14 protein-coding genes and 1 riboswitch are annotated in these 14,637 nt (G+C 63.5%); of the genes, 7 read left to right on the top strand and 7 right to left on the bottom strand.

The genetic code is table 11. From position 1 onward, the window contains the following. Nucleotides 1-44 precede the first annotated feature (44 nt). Both FJW05_RS14045 and FJW05_RS14040 read left to right on the top strand, forming a co-directional pair. Entirely contained in the window at nucleotides 45-1,874 is a 1,830-nt protein-coding gene (locus tag FJW05_RS14045; protein WP_140632977.1) for an ABC transporter ATP-binding protein/permease, read from the top strand. A gap of 53 nt (nucleotides 1,875-1,927) precedes the next feature. After that, nucleotides 1,928-2,728, top strand: coding sequence for a DUF1194 domain-containing protein (locus FJW05_RS14040; protein WP_140632974.1), 801 nt, complete (start codon nucleotides 1,928-1,930; stop codon nucleotides 2,726-2,728). A gap of 16 nt (nucleotides 2,729-2,744) precedes the next feature. Here the strand turns inward: FJW05_RS14040 and FJW05_RS14035 are convergent, their stop codons facing one another. After that, entirely contained in the window at nucleotides 2,745-3,674 is a 930-nt protein-coding gene (locus FJW05_RS14035; RefSeq protein ID WP_140632971.1) for a glycosyltransferase family A protein, read from the bottom strand. Between the two features lie 334 nt (nucleotides 3,675-4,008). Between FJW05_RS14035 and FJW05_RS14030 the strand changes: the two genes are divergently transcribed. Further along, nucleotides 4,009-4,413 carry a DUF1330 domain-containing protein gene (locus tag FJW05_RS14030; protein WP_140632968.1) on the top strand — a complete coding sequence of 135 codons (405 nt, stop codon included), beginning with the start codon at nucleotides 4,009-4,011 and terminating at the stop codon, nucleotides 4,411-4,413. Here the strand turns inward: FJW05_RS14030 and FJW05_RS14025 are convergent. From FJW05_RS14025 to FJW05_RS14010, 4 genes are all read right to left on the bottom strand, one after another. Further along, nucleotides 4,346-5,338 carry a glycosyltransferase family A protein gene (locus tag FJW05_RS14025; RefSeq protein WP_140542565.1) on the bottom strand — a complete coding sequence of 331 codons (993 nt, stop codon included), beginning with the start codon at nucleotides 5,336-5,338 and terminating at the stop codon, nucleotides 4,346-4,348. The genes FJW05_RS14030 and FJW05_RS14025 overlap by 68 nt on opposite strands. Nucleotides 5,339-5,435: 97 nt before the next feature. Then, the gene (locus FJW05_RS14020; protein ID WP_140632965.1) at nucleotides 5,436-6,239 is read right to left on the bottom strand and encodes a Stf0 family sulfotransferase; all 804 of its coding nucleotides are present in this window, start codon (nucleotides 6,237-6,239) and stop codon (nucleotides 5,436-5,438) included. Continuing rightward, a complete protein-coding gene (gene metW, locus FJW05_RS14015; protein WP_095767561.1) occupies nucleotides 6,188-6,802 on the bottom strand; it encodes a methionine biosynthesis protein MetW in 615 nt (204 codons plus the stop codon). The genes FJW05_RS14020 and metW overlap by 52 nt, the downstream gene beginning before the upstream one ends. 58 nt (nucleotides 6,803-6,860) lie before the next feature. After that, a complete protein-coding gene (locus tag FJW05_RS14010; RefSeq protein WP_140632962.1) occupies nucleotides 6,861-8,030 on the bottom strand; it encodes a homoserine O-acetyltransferase in 1,170 nt (389 codons plus the stop codon). A gap of 96 nt (nucleotides 8,031-8,126) precedes the next feature. Next, nucleotides 8,127-8,204: riboswitch (SAM riboswitch) on the bottom strand. Nucleotides 8,205-8,350: 146 nt separating this feature from the next. Here FJW05_RS14010 and hisC point away from each other — a divergent pair. Both hisC and FJW05_RS14000 read left to right on the top strand, forming a co-directional pair. Further along, on the top strand, nucleotides 8,351-9,454 hold the full coding sequence (gene hisC, locus FJW05_RS14005; protein WP_140632959.1) for a histidinol-phosphate transaminase: 1,104 nt from the start codon (nucleotides 8,351-8,353) through the stop codon (nucleotides 9,452-9,454). A gap of 6 nt (nucleotides 9,455-9,460) precedes the next feature. Then, nucleotides 9,461-10,396, top strand: a complete 936-nt coding sequence (locus FJW05_RS14000) for a prephenate/arogenate dehydrogenase family protein (protein WP_181164943.1) — start codon at nucleotides 9,461-9,463, stop codon at nucleotides 10,394-10,396. Between the two features lie 347 nt (nucleotides 10,397-10,743). Here the strand turns inward: FJW05_RS14000 and FJW05_RS13995 are convergent, their stop codons facing one another. Both FJW05_RS13995 and FJW05_RS13990 read right to left on the bottom strand, forming a co-directional pair. Further along, complete coding sequence (locus FJW05_RS13995; protein ID WP_140633249.1) at nucleotides 10,744-11,676, bottom strand: sugar kinase; 933 nt, start codon at nucleotides 11,674-11,676, stop codon at nucleotides 10,744-10,746. Between the two features lie 89 nt (nucleotides 11,677-11,765). Further along, nucleotides 11,766-12,764 carry a DUF2125 domain-containing protein gene (locus tag FJW05_RS13990; RefSeq protein WP_140632953.1) on the bottom strand — a complete coding sequence of 333 codons (999 nt, stop codon included), beginning with the start codon at nucleotides 12,762-12,764 and terminating at the stop codon, nucleotides 11,766-11,768. A gap of 117 nt (nucleotides 12,765-12,881) precedes the next feature. Between FJW05_RS13990 and FJW05_RS13985 the strand changes: the two genes are divergently transcribed. Together FJW05_RS13985 and FJW05_RS13980 are read left to right on the top strand one after the other, a co-directional pair. Further along, nucleotides 12,882-13,403 (top strand): gamma-glutamylcyclotransferase, encoded by a 522-nt coding sequence (locus tag FJW05_RS13985; RefSeq protein WP_140632950.1) that lies wholly within the window; start codon nucleotides 12,882-12,884, stop codon nucleotides 13,401-13,403. Nucleotides 13,404-13,606: 203 nt separating this feature from the next. Beyond that, nucleotides 13,607-14,554 (top strand): aldo/keto reductase, encoded by a 948-nt coding sequence (locus FJW05_RS13980; RefSeq protein ID WP_140632947.1) that lies wholly within the window; start codon nucleotides 13,607-13,609, stop codon nucleotides 14,552-14,554. Nucleotides 14,555-14,637: the final 83 nt, after the last annotated feature.

Genomic DNA, 14,637 nt, shown 5'->3' with positions numbered 1-14,637 from the left:
CGGCGCGGTATTCATGACCGAAGCGGAAACCAGGAATATCCTTCATGGACGACCAGACCGATAGAAGGCCGGGCCCACAAAAATCCGCCGTCTCGGTGGAGGCGAGCAGCCTCGCCGACCAGGTGGCGACGATCAAGCTGGGGCTGAAGTCCTCGCCGGTGCGCAGGCAACTTGCCTGGGTCTCCATCGGCATTGTCGCAGTCATCGTCGCAACCTCGATCGGACAAGTCCTTCTCAATCGCTGGAACCAGCCTTTCTACGATGCGCTGGCTCGGCGCGACATGACGGCCTTCCTGCACCAGCTTCTGGTCTTTGCGATGATCGCCGGGGGCCTTCTGGTGCTCAATATCGGCCAGACCTGGCTCAACCAGATGATCCGTCTGAGGCTGCGCGAGGCGCTGACGCTCGACCTGATCGATCAATGGATGCGCCCGGCGCGGGCCTTCCGGCTGGCCAATGCCGGCGCCATCGGCGTCAATCCCGACCAGCGCATGCAGCAGGACGCCGCTCACTTGTCGGATCTGTCGACGGATCTTGGCGTCGGCCTGCTGCAGTCCTTCATCCTGCTGGTCTCCTTCATCGGCGTGCTGTGGGAGCTGTCTTCCGGCTTCATGTTCCATGTCGGCGGCTATTCGCTGGAGATACCGGGCTACATGGTCTGGGCCGCGTTCCTCTATGCCGGCATCGCGTCGTGGCTGAGCTGGCTGGTCGGGCGTCCGCTGATCGGCCTCAACAGCGAGCGCTACACCCGCGAGGCGGAGCTGCGCTCCTCCATGGTGCGGGTCAACGAGAATGTCGATGCGATCGCGCTCTATCATGGCGAGCCCGACGCAAGGCGCCGGCTCGAGCTCGATCTCGGCACGGTTCTGGGCGCCATGCGGCGCATCTTCGCCGCGCAGATCAATCTCGCCTGGGTGACCGACACCTATGGCTGGATAACGGTGGTGGCGCCCATCCTGGTGGCGTCGCCGGTCTATTTCTCGGGCGACATCTCGTTCGGCGGGTTGATGATGGCGGTCGGCGCCTTCAACCAGGTTCATTCGTCCCTGCGCTGGTTCATCAACAACATCGGCAGCATAGCCGACTGGCGCGCGACGCTGATGCGCGTGGCCGATTTCCGCATCGCGCTCACCGAAACCGACGCGCTGCATGACACGGAAAAACACATCCAGTTCGGCGAAAACGCCAATGGCAGCCTGACTTTCGACACGCTTCAGGTGGCTTCGCCGGAAGGCTGCACCAAGCTTGCCCAGACGGATGTCGAAATTCACGCCGGCGAGCGCGTCATGATCACCGGCGAGCCGGGCGCCGGCAAGACATTGTTCTTCCGCGCCCTTGCCGGCCTGTGGCCATGGGGGAGCGGGCGGATCGGCCTGCCGGCCGGCGAGACCCCCATCTTCGTGCCGCGCGTGCCCTATTTCCCGGCCGGCACGCTGCGCGAGGTGCTCGATCATCCGAACGGCGAGGCCCCGGCCAGCGATGCCGAGATCGCGGCCGTGCTTGGCGAGGTCGGCCTCGATCCACTGGCAACCACCCTTGACCGTTCCAGGCGGTGGGAACGCGAGCTCGGCGATGACGAACAACGGGCGCTGGCTTTCGCCAGACTTGCCTTGCGCAAGCCAAAATGGGTTATCATCGACGAAGCCCTGGATGCGTTCGACGGGCCGACGTTGCGGCGGGTGCTGGCCATGCTGCAGAAGCGCCTGCCCGAAACCGCGATCATCAATATCGGGCGGGGCCAGCACAACACTCAGTTCTTCCCGCGCGCGCTGAATATCGTGAAGGATACCGGCGCACCGGCTTTGAAGCCGGTCCGTGTCCGCGCCGGCGCGATCGAGCCGCCACCCATCGCTGCCCGTCACGGGAAGAAATAGCTTTATTTTCGCCGCGATCGCCGGGAAAATCCGCCGGGTCGTTCGAGGCTGCCATGCTTGCGATGCTCGGCCTGCTTGTGTGCCTTGCCTGCGCCGAGGCGGCGCCATTGCCCATGCCGGGCAAAGGCGCGCCGGTGGACGTGGAACTTGTGCTTGCCGTCGACATCTCGCAGTCGATGGACCAGCGTGAACTCGCCCTGCAGCGCGCCGGCTATGTCGACGCGCTGCGCCACCCCGACTTCATCAACGCCGTACGCTCGGGTCCACATGGCCGCATTGCGCTCGCCTATTTCGAATGGGCGGGCGTCGTGCGCGAGGACGGGGCCATCGCCTGGCAGATCATCGACGGGGAGGACAGCGCCCATGCCTTCGCCGACAAGATCGCCACGCGGCCGTTCCGCAGCTTCCGCGGCACCTCGATCTCGGGCGCCCTCGGCTTCGGCGCGGGGCTCCTGGAGAGAACCGGCTTTTCGGCGCCACGCCGCGTCATCGACATATCGGGAGACGGGCCCAACAATACCGGGCTGCCCGTCACGGCAGTCCGCGATGCCGCCGTTGCCAGCGGTATCGTCATCAACGGCCTACCCATACTCATCAGTCCGTCGCCGAGTGTCGCCCGTCTCGACCGCTACTACGCCGACTGCGTGACCGGGGGAGCCGGTTCGTTCGTGCTGCCGATCTACGCGGCGTCCGAATTCTCGACCGCCGTCCGCCGCAAGCTGGTCCAGGAAGTCAGCGGCCTGACGGACGCCAGATCCTTCCATGTCGAGGATGCGACGCCGGTCGATTGCCTGCTGGGCGAGCGCTTGCGGCAGCGGTTTTCCGATCCTTATTTTCCGGAACTCGACAGATAGCCGTCTTGCGGTTTTCTCAGACCGCCCGGGCGCCGTATTTGGCACGGAACTCGTCGTAGCAGTCGCGCCGCCAGCGGCGGCCGACGACATAGCCGCGCAAGAGTTCGGCGGACGAGTAGCCGAGCGACTTGGACGATCGGTTGGCATGATAGCCCGAAAACGCCTGCGGCAACCTGCCCTTGAGGATATCGGCGATGATCTGGCGCGCAATCATGTAAGGCGGAACGTCGGGATAGCGGTCGGCGATATAGGGATGCTTGTCGATCAGACTGGCATAGGCCTCGACATAGCCATCGCGGCGGCCGGAGATCGAATTCTCCGAATTGTACTTCTTCCAGTCGATGTCCTCGGACAGCAAGGCGCCGCCGCGTTGGGCAAAGCGCAGCAGCAATTCGCGATCCTGCATGCGCGTGATGTCGCTGTCATAGCCGCCGATCGCGAGCAGCGACTCGTGTCTTGCGGTGATCGCCGAGCCGGCAATGAAGATGGTCTGCGAGACCAGGGCGCGCTGCAGCGTGCTCTTGTCGAGGAAGGCGTCGCGATTGATGCATTTGGTGCTGCGGCCGCCCTTCAGCGATACGAACGAGCTGATGAGGACTTCGAGCGAGGGGTTCCCGTCGAAGCGCGCCAGTGTTCGTTCCAGCCGGTCGGGCAGATAGACGTCGTCCGAATCGAGGAACGTCACGACCGGCGCCCGCGCGCGCTCGATGCCCGCATTGCGCGCGGCATTGGCGCCGCGCCATTTGGCGCCGACATAAATCAGCCTCGGGTCGCGGATTTCGGCGAGCGCGGCGGCCGTCCCGTCGGTCGAACCGTCGTCGACCACAATGTGCTCGAAGCGGGTAAGTGTCTGCGCCAGAACGCTTTCCACCGCGCGCACGACCTGGCTGCGGCGGTTGTGGGTCGGCGTGATCACTGAGATCAGCGGAACCTCTTGGTTCGGCATCGAGCTGCCACCACCGGTCGGATCTGGCGTTTGTCGGATAGGTCTGACGGCTATCTTCGTGTCCACCTCTGATTTGCGGCCGACGCTACAGAAAAGCCACCTTTGTGTCACGCCAGGCCGGCCCAGAAATGCCGAAATTGGCGGTTTTTCCGCAACATTGCGGTCTGATGGCAACACAACTGGGCTTCCTGTTAATTCGGCGGTTCCGCCAACAGGAACCAACGGGCGGCTTTGTCCCGATGACGTCTGAGGTAATCGACCGAACTACCTGGTTCCCGCATGGTGATCTCCAAGAAGCCGACCGATCGGCTTTGTTTCATCAAGGAGCAGGATCATGACCGCTTACGCCGTTGCCCATATGCGCCAAGTCACCCCGGGTCCCTGGATAGTCGAATATCTCGAGAAGATAGACGCCACCCTGGCGCCGTTCGGCGGGCGGTTCGTCGTCCATGGCGGCGACGTCGAGGTCGTCGAGAACAGCTGGCCCGGGCACCTGATCGTCATCGAATTCCCCGGCAGGCGGCATGTGCGGGACTGGTACAATTCACCGGCCTATCAGGCGATCCTTTCGCTGCGCACCGAGAACTCGCAGTCCGACGTGATCTTCGTCGACGGCGTCGAGCATCCGCACAATGCTACGGATGTGCTTGGCCAGCGGGAAAAGATTGACGTTAGCTGTGCCCGATATGGTCCGGCACCATTTCGACCTCGTCGCGAACAAGGCCGGCCGCCAGGCTGAAATGGCCGAAAAACGCCAGCGTATAGAACGCCAGTCCGACAATGACAGCAAACGGGATTTGCCAGAACGGCATGCCGGTCTGCCGCGCATGGCCTGTCACTCGCCGGATCGTGCGCCAAGACATAGTCCCCCAGCGCGTGAAGGATTTGACGATACGCTGAGCTCTGCCAGGTGCATGAAGCTCGACGAATTTTCGATCGGCGTCCCTGCCGGTTACCAGCGCGCGCCAAAAGAAGAACCCCCAGCCCCGCGGCGAGTAGTGGTGAACGCGTGCGTCCACGTTGACTATCTTGTGGCCTTCGCTCCAAAGCTGGTGCATCAGCAACGTGCACGAGACCTTAAAGCCGTTGTGGGCTGGAAATGGGTGACTGGATATCCAGTCGTGCCGGAAGGCGATGTTGTTGGCGTTGAGAGCACGCTTCGAGGCGAATCTCTCGTCTCCCTCAGCCATCGGGAAAAACCAGATCAACGCGAAAGTTCGCGAGAAGAAGTCGTCGTATGAAAGATAGGTGTGTCCATTCACACAGATGGTTTCAGGCTGGTCGACGAAGGGTTTCAGTAGAGTTGAGAGCCAGTTCCTTTCCGGAACTGTATCGGAATCGAGAAAAACAAGGACGCTCCCTTCGCACGAGGGAATGCCGTTGTTCTTGAGGTCGTAATATCTGCCGCCAGGGCACGACGCGAAGGCCAGATCGGCAACCTGCTCCAGTTGTGGCGCTTCAGCTCCAATGCTGCTTCGCAGTGAGACTGCGTCAGTTTCGACGCCGCCATGCGAGATTATGACCTTCGGCTTCGAAAATCCGGTAGCGGAAGCCTGGGCGATCTCGCGCGCCAAGGCCTTCAGGCCAAGGCCAATCTCGTCCCAGTCGATGGATTTGGCATTCTCCATCTCCAAGACGATAGAATAGGTGGGATGTCCAGCCATCGCGGCACACCGGTTAATCAAACCAGTGGCTATAGCCGTGACGGCATGCTGTCAAACGATCGGGATGCAATTATGCGCTGCGAATTTGTCAGTTAAGCTATCTTATCATTCGGTATCGGAAGCTGGACGGGTCGGCATATTCGGACAGGAAACGCTTTCGCCATTCTTTATTGATTGCATCGCGCTGGATTTCGAGACCCGATCGCAGGTCGGTTTCCCAGTTGGGTTCCACATCCACCAGCTGCGCGAGTTTCGTCAGGCTGTCTGCCGGATCGCGCTGAATCTGCTCGTAGGTCAGGGAAAGGCAGAGCAGGCCGTTCTTCGCGAACCAAGCATCCCATGCGAGGTTCTCCATCAGAATTTTATCCAGAGACTCCACGATTGCCCGGCCGTTATAGCGTGGCGGCAGATGACTGATCTCGGTGGATCGGAATTCGCGGGTTTGACGCGCACGTGCCCATGAGATCGCCTGGCCGAGCAGATCGTCACGTGTTAACCGCACATAACTCAAATTCGGAAGGCTGGCTGGCAGCTTCACCTTCTTGGCAAGTTGTGCGAACTGGCTCGCAAAGAGCTTGATTGCGTAGACGCCGGTAGAGGACCGCCCCTGTGTCAGCGCACGCAGAAGCTGGGCGCGGGGATCTCGCGGATAATCCGGCAGCTCCAGCAGACGTCGCCCGCCGAACCATTCCAGCGGATGGCCCAGCCCGGCGGAAGCCATCAAACCTGCAAGATGATTGCTACCGCTGCGCGGCGATGTGCAAACGAGAATTCCCGCCCGTATTTCAGAACGAATGTTCGGAGGGATTTCCACCACTGCCGGCGACCGACGAAAGAAACGCATTTCCGTCATCGCCTCAACAAAAACACCGCTTGCTGACCAAAAAAATTCCAGAACCACCAAGGCATCGACAGGCCGATCTTCTGGCCGTTGGCGTCGAGCGCGGTCGCCTTCTCGACAGTCGCGCCGAGTTCCTCGCACAGGTTGACGAAGTCGCGGATGGTGCAGAAATGGATGTTGGGCGTGTCGTACCAGGAGTAGGGCAGGTCCTTGGTGACCGGCATCCTGCCCTTGACCAGCAGCGAGAAGCGCACGCGCCAGTGGCCGAAATTGGGGAAGGAGACAATGGCGCGGTTGCCGATCCGAAGCAACTCGTCGAGCACCAGCTTCGGGTTGCGGGTCGCCTGCAGGGTCTGTGAGAGCACGACGAAATCGAAGCCCTTGTCGGGATAGAATTCGAGGTCCTTGTCGGCATCGCCCTGGACGACGGAAAGGCCGCGCGCCACGCATTCGTTGACGCCGCGCTGAGACAGTTCCAGCCCGCGGCCGTCGACCTGCTTGGTCTCCTGCAGGAGCTCCAGAAGCAGTCCGTCGCCCGAGCCGACATCGAGGACACGCGAATTGGCCGGGATGAGATCGGTGACGACCTCGAGGTCGACACGCTGGGCGCGATTGACGCTCATGGCTTCGCCTCCTGCATGGCGCATGATCCCGGTCCAAAAGGTCCGCGACTTGTCGGGGTCATAGGCTGAGCCCCCTGGCGCGGGCGGCGGAGGCGATGAAGCCGTTGATGGCCGCGAACAGTTCCGGCTCGTCGAGCAGGAAGGCATCGTGGCCGCGATCGGTCTCGATCTCGACGAAGGAGACGGAAGCGCCCGCCGCGTTCAAGGCATGCACGATCGATCGGCTCTCCTCGGTCGGGAACAGCCAGTCGCTGGTGAAGGAGACCAGGCAAAAACGCGTCTTGGTGCCGGCGAAGGCGTCGGCGAGGCGCCCACCGTGATCGGCGGCAAGGTCGAAATAGTCCATCGCGCGGGTCAGATAGAGGTAGGAATTGGCGTCGAAGCGGTCGACGAAAGTCATGCCCTGATGGCGCAGATAGCTTTCGATCTGGAAATCGGCGTCGAAGCCGAAGGTGAGCGCCTCGCGGTCCTGCAGGTTGCGGCCGAACTTGCGGTGGAGCGCGGCTTCCGAAAGGTAGGTGATGTGAGCGGCCATGCGCGCGACGGCGAGCCCTTTTTCCGGCCGCTTGCCGAAATCGAGATATTTGCCGCCATGCCACTCCGGATCGGCCATGACGGCCTGTCGGCCGACTTCATGGAAGGCGATGTTCTGCGAGGAATGGCGGGCGCCGGTGGCGATAGGCAGGACGCAGAACACGCGCTCCGAATGGCTCGCCGCCCATTCCAGAACCTGCATGCCGCCCATCGAGCCGCCAAGCACGCAAAACAGCTTCTCGATGCCGAAATGATCGATGAGCATCGTCTGCGCGCGCACCATGTCGCGGATGGTGATGATCGGCAGGTCGAGCCCGTAAGGCTTGCCGGTCGTCGGATTGGTGGAGGCCGGACCAGTCGAGCCGAGGCAGCCGCCGACGACGTTGGAGCAGATGACGAAGAAACGGTTGGTGTCGATGATCTTGCCGGGACCGATCAGCACCTCCCACCAGCCCGGCTTGCCTGTCACCGGATTGGTGTTGGCAACATGCTGGTCGCCGGTCAGCGCGTGGCAGACGAGGATGGCGTTGGAGCGCGCGTCGTTGAGCGTGCCGTAGGTCTGGTAGGCGATCTGGAAAGGCGCAAGAAAGGTGCCGGCGTCGAGCTTCAGCGGCTTGTCGGGGCCGAACTGCAGCACTGGGCTCGACGGATGGTCGGCCTCGTCGTTGGTTCTTGCAGCGCGCTGAGCGGCCATGTCCGTCCTCATCCTGTCCCGCATCGGTCTCGTCCCGACGCGGTGTCCGGCCGGCAGCGGACAACAAAAAACCGGCATTGCCGTCGCAAAGCCGGTTACAGGTTGCAAACGGCCCTTTAGCGAGTTGTTTAACGTGGCTGCAAGCCGACCGGCCAAATCACCACGGGAGTCTGGCAATCCTTCTAGGACCAGCGCCGCGCTTCGTCAACGGGTGGCCTCCTCGCGACCGGATGCGGGTGCCGGGCGCCGGTACTCGACATTCCAGCCCGTGGCCTGTATTTCCGCTGCGGCCTTGAAGGCCTTCTCGACGGATTTGTGACATGAAGCAGGATCAGCCCCGTCCGACGCCCCGCGCGGGCATCATGGACATCGAGGCCTATGTGCCGGGAAAAAGCACCGCGCCGGCCGGCGTGACGAAAGTCTACAAGCTGTCGGCGAACGAAAACCCGCTTGGGCCCTCGCCGAAGGCGATCGAGGCGGCACGCGAAGTGGCGGCGAAGCTCGATGCCTATCCGGACGGCTCTGCCCGCCGGCTGCGCGAGGCGATCGCCGAGGTGCATGGGCTGAATCCGGCCAACATCATCTGCTCCAACGGCTCCGACGAGATCCTGGGGCTGCTGGCGCAGAGCTATCTCGCGCCGGGCGACGAGGCCGTGTTCACCGAGCACGCCTTCATGGTCTACAAGATCTATATCCAGGCGGCGGGCGCCAAGCCGGTAGCGGTGAAGGAGACCGACGAGCGCGCCGACATCGACGCGATTTTGGCCGCGGTGACGCCGGCGACGCGGATCGTGTTCCTCGCCAATCCCAACAATCCGACGGGCACCTATGTGCCGTTCCAGGAAGTGCGCCGGCTGCACGCTGCATTGCCGAAGAACGTGCTCCTGGTGCTCGACGCGGCCTATGCCGAATATGTGCGGCGCAACGACTACGAGGCCGGCATCGAGCTCGCAGGCAGTTCTGAAAACGTGGTGATGACCCGCACCTTCTCCAAGCTCGGGCTCGGCGGCGCGCGCGTCGGCTGGATGTACGGGCCGGCGCATATCGTCGATGCGATCAACCGCATTCGCGGCCCCTTCAACGTCAACGCCACCGCGATCGAGGCCGGCATCGCCGCGATCCGCGACCGCGCCCATATCGAGCGCAGCGTGGCGCATAACGAGAAATGGCTGGCCTGGCTCAGCGGGGAGCTGACCGGGCTCGGCCTGCGCGTCACGCCCAGCGTCGGCAATTTCGTGCTGATCCATTTCCCCGACGGTAAGAAACATTCAGCGGCGGCGGCGGACGATTATCTGAGCGCGCGCGGCTACATCCTGCGCCGCGTCACCGGCTACGGCTTCCCCAACGCGCTGCGCATGAGCGTCGGCACCGAGGAAGCCAATCGCGGCGTCATCGATGCGCTCAAGACCTTCCTGAAAAGCTAGAACACCATGGCGTCACCGATGTTCGAGAAAATAGCGCTGGTCGGCATCGGCCTTATCGGCTCGTCGCTCGCCCGCGTCATCCGCCGCGAGGGCCTGGCGCGCCATATCGCCATAGCGACGCGCAGCGCTTCGACGCTCAAACGCGCCGAGGAGCTTGGCCTTGGCGATTCTTACAGCACCGACGCCAGCCAAGCGGTGCGTGACGCCGATCTCGTCATCGTTTCGGTTCCCGTCGGCTCGTCCGGCGAGGTCGCGGCCGAGATCGCGCCAGCGCTGAAGAAGGGCGCCATCCTCACCGATGTCGGCTCGACCAAAGCCTCCGTCATCGCGCAAATGCAGCCGCATGTGCCGGAAGGCGTGCACTTCATCCCCGGACATCCGCTGGCCGGCACGGAAAAGTCCGGACCCGATGCCGGCTTTGCCGATCTCTTCGAGAATCGCTGGTGCATCTTCACGCCGCTGCCGGGCACCGATCCCGCCGCGCTCGATACGCTTTCGGAATTCTGGCGGCGCTGCGGCTCCAACATCGACACGATGGACCCGCAGCACCACGACATGACGCTCGCGATCGTGTCGCATCTGCCGCATATCATCGCCTACAACATCGTCGGCACGGCGGACGATCTGGAAGCGGTGACCAAGAGCGAAGTCATCAAATATTCCGCTTCCGGTTTCCGCGACTTCACCCGTCTTGCCGCCTCCGACCCGACCATGTGGCGCGACGTGTGCCTGCACAACAAGGATGCGATCCTGGAGATGCTGGCGCGGTTCTCGGAGGATCTGGCCTCGCTGCAGCGGGCGATCCGCTGGGGCGACGGCGAGAAGCTGTTCGACCTCTTCACCCGCACCCGCGCCATCCGCCGCTCGATCATCGAGGCCGGCCAGGATATTGATGTGCCGGATTTTGGTCGCCAGGCGGTCGAGCACCCAGCCAAGACCTAGGCTTTTCCCTGGTTCGCCGGCGTGGATTTGACCTGCCGCTCGGCCAGCCTTGGCAGGTGCAGGCGCTGAAGATTGGCCGAAACGCGCATCGCCATCGTCATCCACGGGCGGAGCAAGGAGCGAAGCGACGCGCGCAGACCCGAGGATCCATTCCGTGACTTCCGAGCGCTGCTGCGGTGCAGAATTCTGCTCCGTTGCATCCACGGCTCAGGTCGCGGAATGGATTCCAGGGTCTCCGCGACGCCGCTTCGCGGCTGCTCCGCCCTGGAATGACGAGGTTGAGGGGCTTTAGCCAATCCCCGGCGTTTGTGCCGATTTCGCGGAAATAGTCGAGATAATCTTGCGTTCTAGCCCTGGGCTGGCGGCCAGTGCGCCGCCATCATCGCCAGCGTCTCGGCCCGATCCGGCGCGCCGAGGCGGCCGCCGAAGCGCAGGCATTTGAGCGCCGCGGCGGCGCTGGCAAAGCGCAGGGCCTCTTCCACGGGCATGGCTTCGGCGAGGCCGACGGCGAAGGCGCCGTGGAAGACGTCGCCGGCGGCGAGCGTATCAATCGCCTTGACCTTCGGCGTCTCGACATGGCGCACGCGCCCGGTCGCCCGATCATGCCACCAGGTTCCGGCGGCGCCGCCGGTCACCGCGACAAAGGCGTCGGTGCGCGAGGCGAGGTCGGCGCAGGCGCTTTCGGGGTCGAGCGCGTGGCCGCAGACGATGCGCGCAGCCGGTTCGGAAGCGACGATGTGCGAGGCCAAGGGCAAGAGCCGCTCCAGCACCTCGACCGGCGCGGTGTCGGCATCCAGGATCGCCGGACGGCCGACCGATCTGGCCGCGCCCAAAGCCAGCGCCGCGGCGCCCGGCCAGCGGACATCCACCAGCACGGCGCCAAAGCCGGAGAGGTCGGCAAGCGGCAGGGCCTCGGGATCGGCTTGCGCCTTTTTATCGTAGAAGGGGACGATGACGCGCTCGCCATGCGCATCCACCAGGATCGCGGCCAGCGCCGATCGCGCGCCGGCGACGCGACGGATGAGGCTGCAGTCGATACCTTCGGCCTGAATGTCGGCGATAAGCTGGTCGCCGACCGGATCGTCGCCCGCGCTCGCCCATAGCGAGACTTCGGCGCCCAGACGCCGAGCGGCGCAGGCGGCGCTTGTCGCCATGCCGGAAGCGATCTGGACGCCGTCGCTGGCGATGAACTTGCCTTGATGCGCGGGCAGCGTTTCGACGCGAAGGATCGTGTCGAGGGTGAAGGCGCCGACGCTGAGCAGTCTGACCGGCGGCGGCATCGTTGCGTTACTCGTCTCAGTCAGCATGGTCTCACCCGAAAACCGGTTCCCACCTTTTGCTACGCTGACCTTCGGTTCGGGACCATGCTCTATTCAAGCGGCTTGATCTTGCCGAGCGGGATGAAGCCCAGCGAGGCCTTGCCCTTGACGATCTTGAGCGGCAAGGAGGGTTCCTTGCCAAACATGGCAATGGCAGAAAAACCCTGCTCGATTTCGCTTTTATGCTCGGGAATCGCGCCGGCAAGGATAGATGCCACCGCTTTCGGGTCCTTGAGCTTGATTGTCAGGTCGCCGTTGACCAGCCCTTCCGCGTCGACGGAGACCGGTCCGGACACGGTGATACGCGCCGTACCCGACGACAGGTCGAGCTTAGCGATCTCGATCGACTGGCCGCGCAGGCTCTTCGGGGGCACTGCGATCAGCGCCACGCCGTTCTTCAGCGTCACGTCGCCGCTGCCGTCAAGCGCCGGCAGCACGCGTCCGTCGATGGCATCCGCGTTGATCTCCAGGTCGCCGAAGCCGCCGACATAGTTGATGTCCTGGCCGGCCGGCTGCAATTGGCCGGCCGCCTTGCCGGCGCTGAACAATTGCATCGGATCCGTGTCGTCCTGCGGATCGGTCTGACCGTTCAGGCCTTCAGCCTGCAGGGAAACGCTCCTTGGCAACGGCCACCACACTTTGACATTGGCCTGCAACCGGTCCCAGTCGATCCAGAGCGGCGGCATGCCGGGCGCCATCGTTCTCAGCGGCCCGCGCAGGTCGGCGACCGGCGACAAGGGTCCGGCGATCCCGGCGACGGCGTTGAAGCTTCCGGTGGAGGCGGCGACCTTCCGGGCGTCGTCTTCATAGGCGATGTTGTCGCAGGAGACCGTGAAGCTCATTGGATAGCCACTGACGGCGAGGTTGGCGCAGCCGGCTGCGATCCCTTTGCTGCCCAGTCTCGCCACCGCCTGATCGGCCTCGGTCTTGAGCCTGTCGGCGAGATAGAACCAGCCGCCGCTGTAAATGGCGAACAGCACGAGGATGAACGCCGCAAGCCAGAACAGCCGGCGGCGAAGTTTGGGCGATCGCTCGTCACTTGACGTCATGCTGCGGCTCTCGTTAACCCGGCGAGCGGGCATTTACCAATACGCAAACAGCGGGGGCCAGAAGAAGCACCTTGGCGGTGCGGTGTCGTTCACTCGAATGCGATCAGGCTTGGCGATATGGGCGATTTTTGGGTTTTTGGCTATGGGTCGCTGATCTGGCGGCCCGGATTTGCCCATGTCGAGACGCGCCGCGCCCGGCTTTACGGCTATCGCCGCTCGCTTTGCGTCTATTCCTTCGTGCATCGCGGCACGCGCGGACGGCCGGGCCTGGTGCTCGGCCTCGACCGGGGAGGCTCCTGCGTCGGCCTCGCTTACCGTGTCCCCGGCAATCTGCGCGACGAGGTGCTTTCCTATCTGCGCGAGCGCGAGCTGGTCACCAGCGTCTATCTCGAACGCATTCTCGATGTCCGGCTGGATGGCGGCGGCTCGGTCGAGGCGGTCGCCTACATCGTCGACCGCCGGCACGAGCAATATGCCGGCGCGCTCGATGCCGATCATGCGGCAAGGATCGTTCGCGGCGCGGTCGGCCAATCCGGCCGAAACGAGGACTATGTCTTGAGCACGCTCAAGCACCTCGATGCGCTCGGCATCCGCGATCACTGGCTGGAGGAGGTGGGCCGTCGAGTCGCGTCTTCGTGAAGCGCATTTTCGGCGAAATAATTTCGCCTCCAATGCTCTATCTCACGCAATTCCAGACGCAAAACCGCGACGCACTTTTGCTGGGGCTGCTCTGGTCCGATCAAAAAGCAAAACCGTGCCTTTGACCTCGCCCGGCCGCGACCTAGCTTAGCGGCATCGCATCCTTGGGCGTCAGGCCCATTCCAGCATCACGGAGATCAGTCTTGCAGAAACGTCGTCTCGGTCGCACCGATCTTTCCATCGCGCCGCTGGTCCTGGGCGGCAATGTCTTCGGCTGGACCGCCGACGAGAAGACCTCCTTCGACCTGCTCGACCGGTTCGTCGCTGCCGGCTTCAACGCCATCGATACGGCCGATGCCTATTCGCGCTGGGTGCCGGGCAACAAGGGTGGGGAATCGGAAACGATCATCGGCAATTGGATGAAGAGCCGCGGCAACCGCGATCAGGTCATCGTCATCACCAAGGTCGGTTCGGACATGGGCCAGGGCAAGCGCGACCTCTCCGCTGCCTATATCGAAAAGGCGGTCGACGCTTCACTGAAGCGGCTGCAAACCGATGTCATCGACCTCTATCTGTCGCACTGGCCGGATCCGGCCACGCCTTACGAGGAAACGCTCGGCGCCTATCAGCGGCTGCTCGAAAAGGGCAAGATCCGCTATCCCGGCTGCTCCAATCTCGATGCCGGCCAGCTGCGCGCGGCGCTCGACGTCGCCAGCCTGCGCAGCCTGCCACGTTACGAGGTGCTGCAGCCTGAATACAATTTGTACGACCGCTCGTCGCTCGACGGACCGCTGCTCGACCTCTGCAAGGCAGAGGATGTCGGCGTCATCACCTATTTCAGCCTCGCCAAGGGATTTTTGAGCGGCAAGTACCGCGGCAAGGCCGATCTCGGCCAGAGCGCACGCGGCGAAGACGTCGCCGAATATCTCAACGAGCGCGGCATGCGCATCCTTTCCGCGCTGGATGCCGTGGCCGAGCGCCATTCGGCCAAGCAAGCCGAAATGGCGCTGGCCTGGATCATCGCGCGGCCGGGCGTCACCGCGCCGATCGCCAGCGCCACCACGCCGGCCCAGATGGACAGTCTGATCCGCGCCGCGTCGCTCAAGCTTTCGGCGGACGACATCGCGGCATTGGACCGGGCCAGCGCCTGATACGGGCGCTGCGCACGATCGTTCAAGACGGCCATGACGATCTCTCCTAAGTCCTGCCACATCGCGGCAGGAGGAGGTTCGGC

This window comes from Mesorhizobium sp. B2-9-1 (assembly GCF_006439455.1).
In the GTDB taxonomy this organism is placed as follows: Bacteria; Pseudomonadota; Alphaproteobacteria; order Rhizobiales; family Rhizobiaceae; genus Mesorhizobium.
The sequence above is the reverse complement of the archived record's forward strand: the minus strand, read 5'-3'. Positions and strand labels throughout refer to the sequence as shown.

Coding starts and splice junctions, on each gene's coding strand:
- FJW05_RS14045 (WP_140632977.1), top strand. CDS start 45: ATGGACGACCAGACCGATAGAAGGCCGGGCCCACAAAAATCCGCCGTC.
- FJW05_RS14040 (WP_140632974.1), top strand. CDS start 1,928: ATGCTTGCGATGCTCGGCCTGCTTGTGTGCCTTGCCTGCGCCGAGGCG.
- FJW05_RS14035 (WP_140632971.1), bottom strand. CDS start 3,674: ATGCCGAACCAAGAGGTTCCGCTGATCTCAGTGATCACGCCGACCCAC.
- FJW05_RS14030 (WP_140632968.1), top strand. CDS start 4,009: ATGACCGCTTACGCCGTTGCCCATATGCGCCAAGTCACCCCGGGTCCC.
- FJW05_RS14025 (WP_140542565.1), bottom strand. CDS start 5,338: ATGGCTGGACATCCCACCTATTCTATCGTCTTGGAGATGGAGAATGCC.
- metW (WP_095767561.1), bottom strand. CDS start 6,802: ATGAGCGTCAATCGCGCCCAGCGTGTCGACCTCGAGGTCGTCACCGAT.
- FJW05_RS14010 (WP_140632962.1), bottom strand. CDS start 8,030: ATGGCCGCTCAGCGCGCTGCAAGAACCAACGACGAGGCCGACCATCCG.
- hisC (WP_140632959.1), top strand. CDS start 8,351: ATGAAGCAGGATCAGCCCCGTCCGACGCCCCGCGCGGGCATCATGGAC.
- FJW05_RS14000 (WP_181164943.1), top strand. CDS start 9,461: ATGGCGTCACCGATGTTCGAGAAAATAGCGCTGGTCGGCATCGGCCTT.
- FJW05_RS13995 (WP_140633249.1), bottom strand. CDS start 11,676: ATGCCGCCGCCGGTCAGACTGCTCAGCGTCGGCGCCTTCACCCTCGAC.
- FJW05_RS13990 (WP_140632953.1), bottom strand. CDS start 12,764: ATGACGTCAAGTGACGAGCGATCGCCCAAACTTCGCCGCCGGCTGTTC.
- FJW05_RS13985 (WP_140632950.1), top strand. CDS start 12,882: ATGGGCGATTTTTGGGTTTTTGGCTATGGGTCGCTGATCTGGCGGCCC.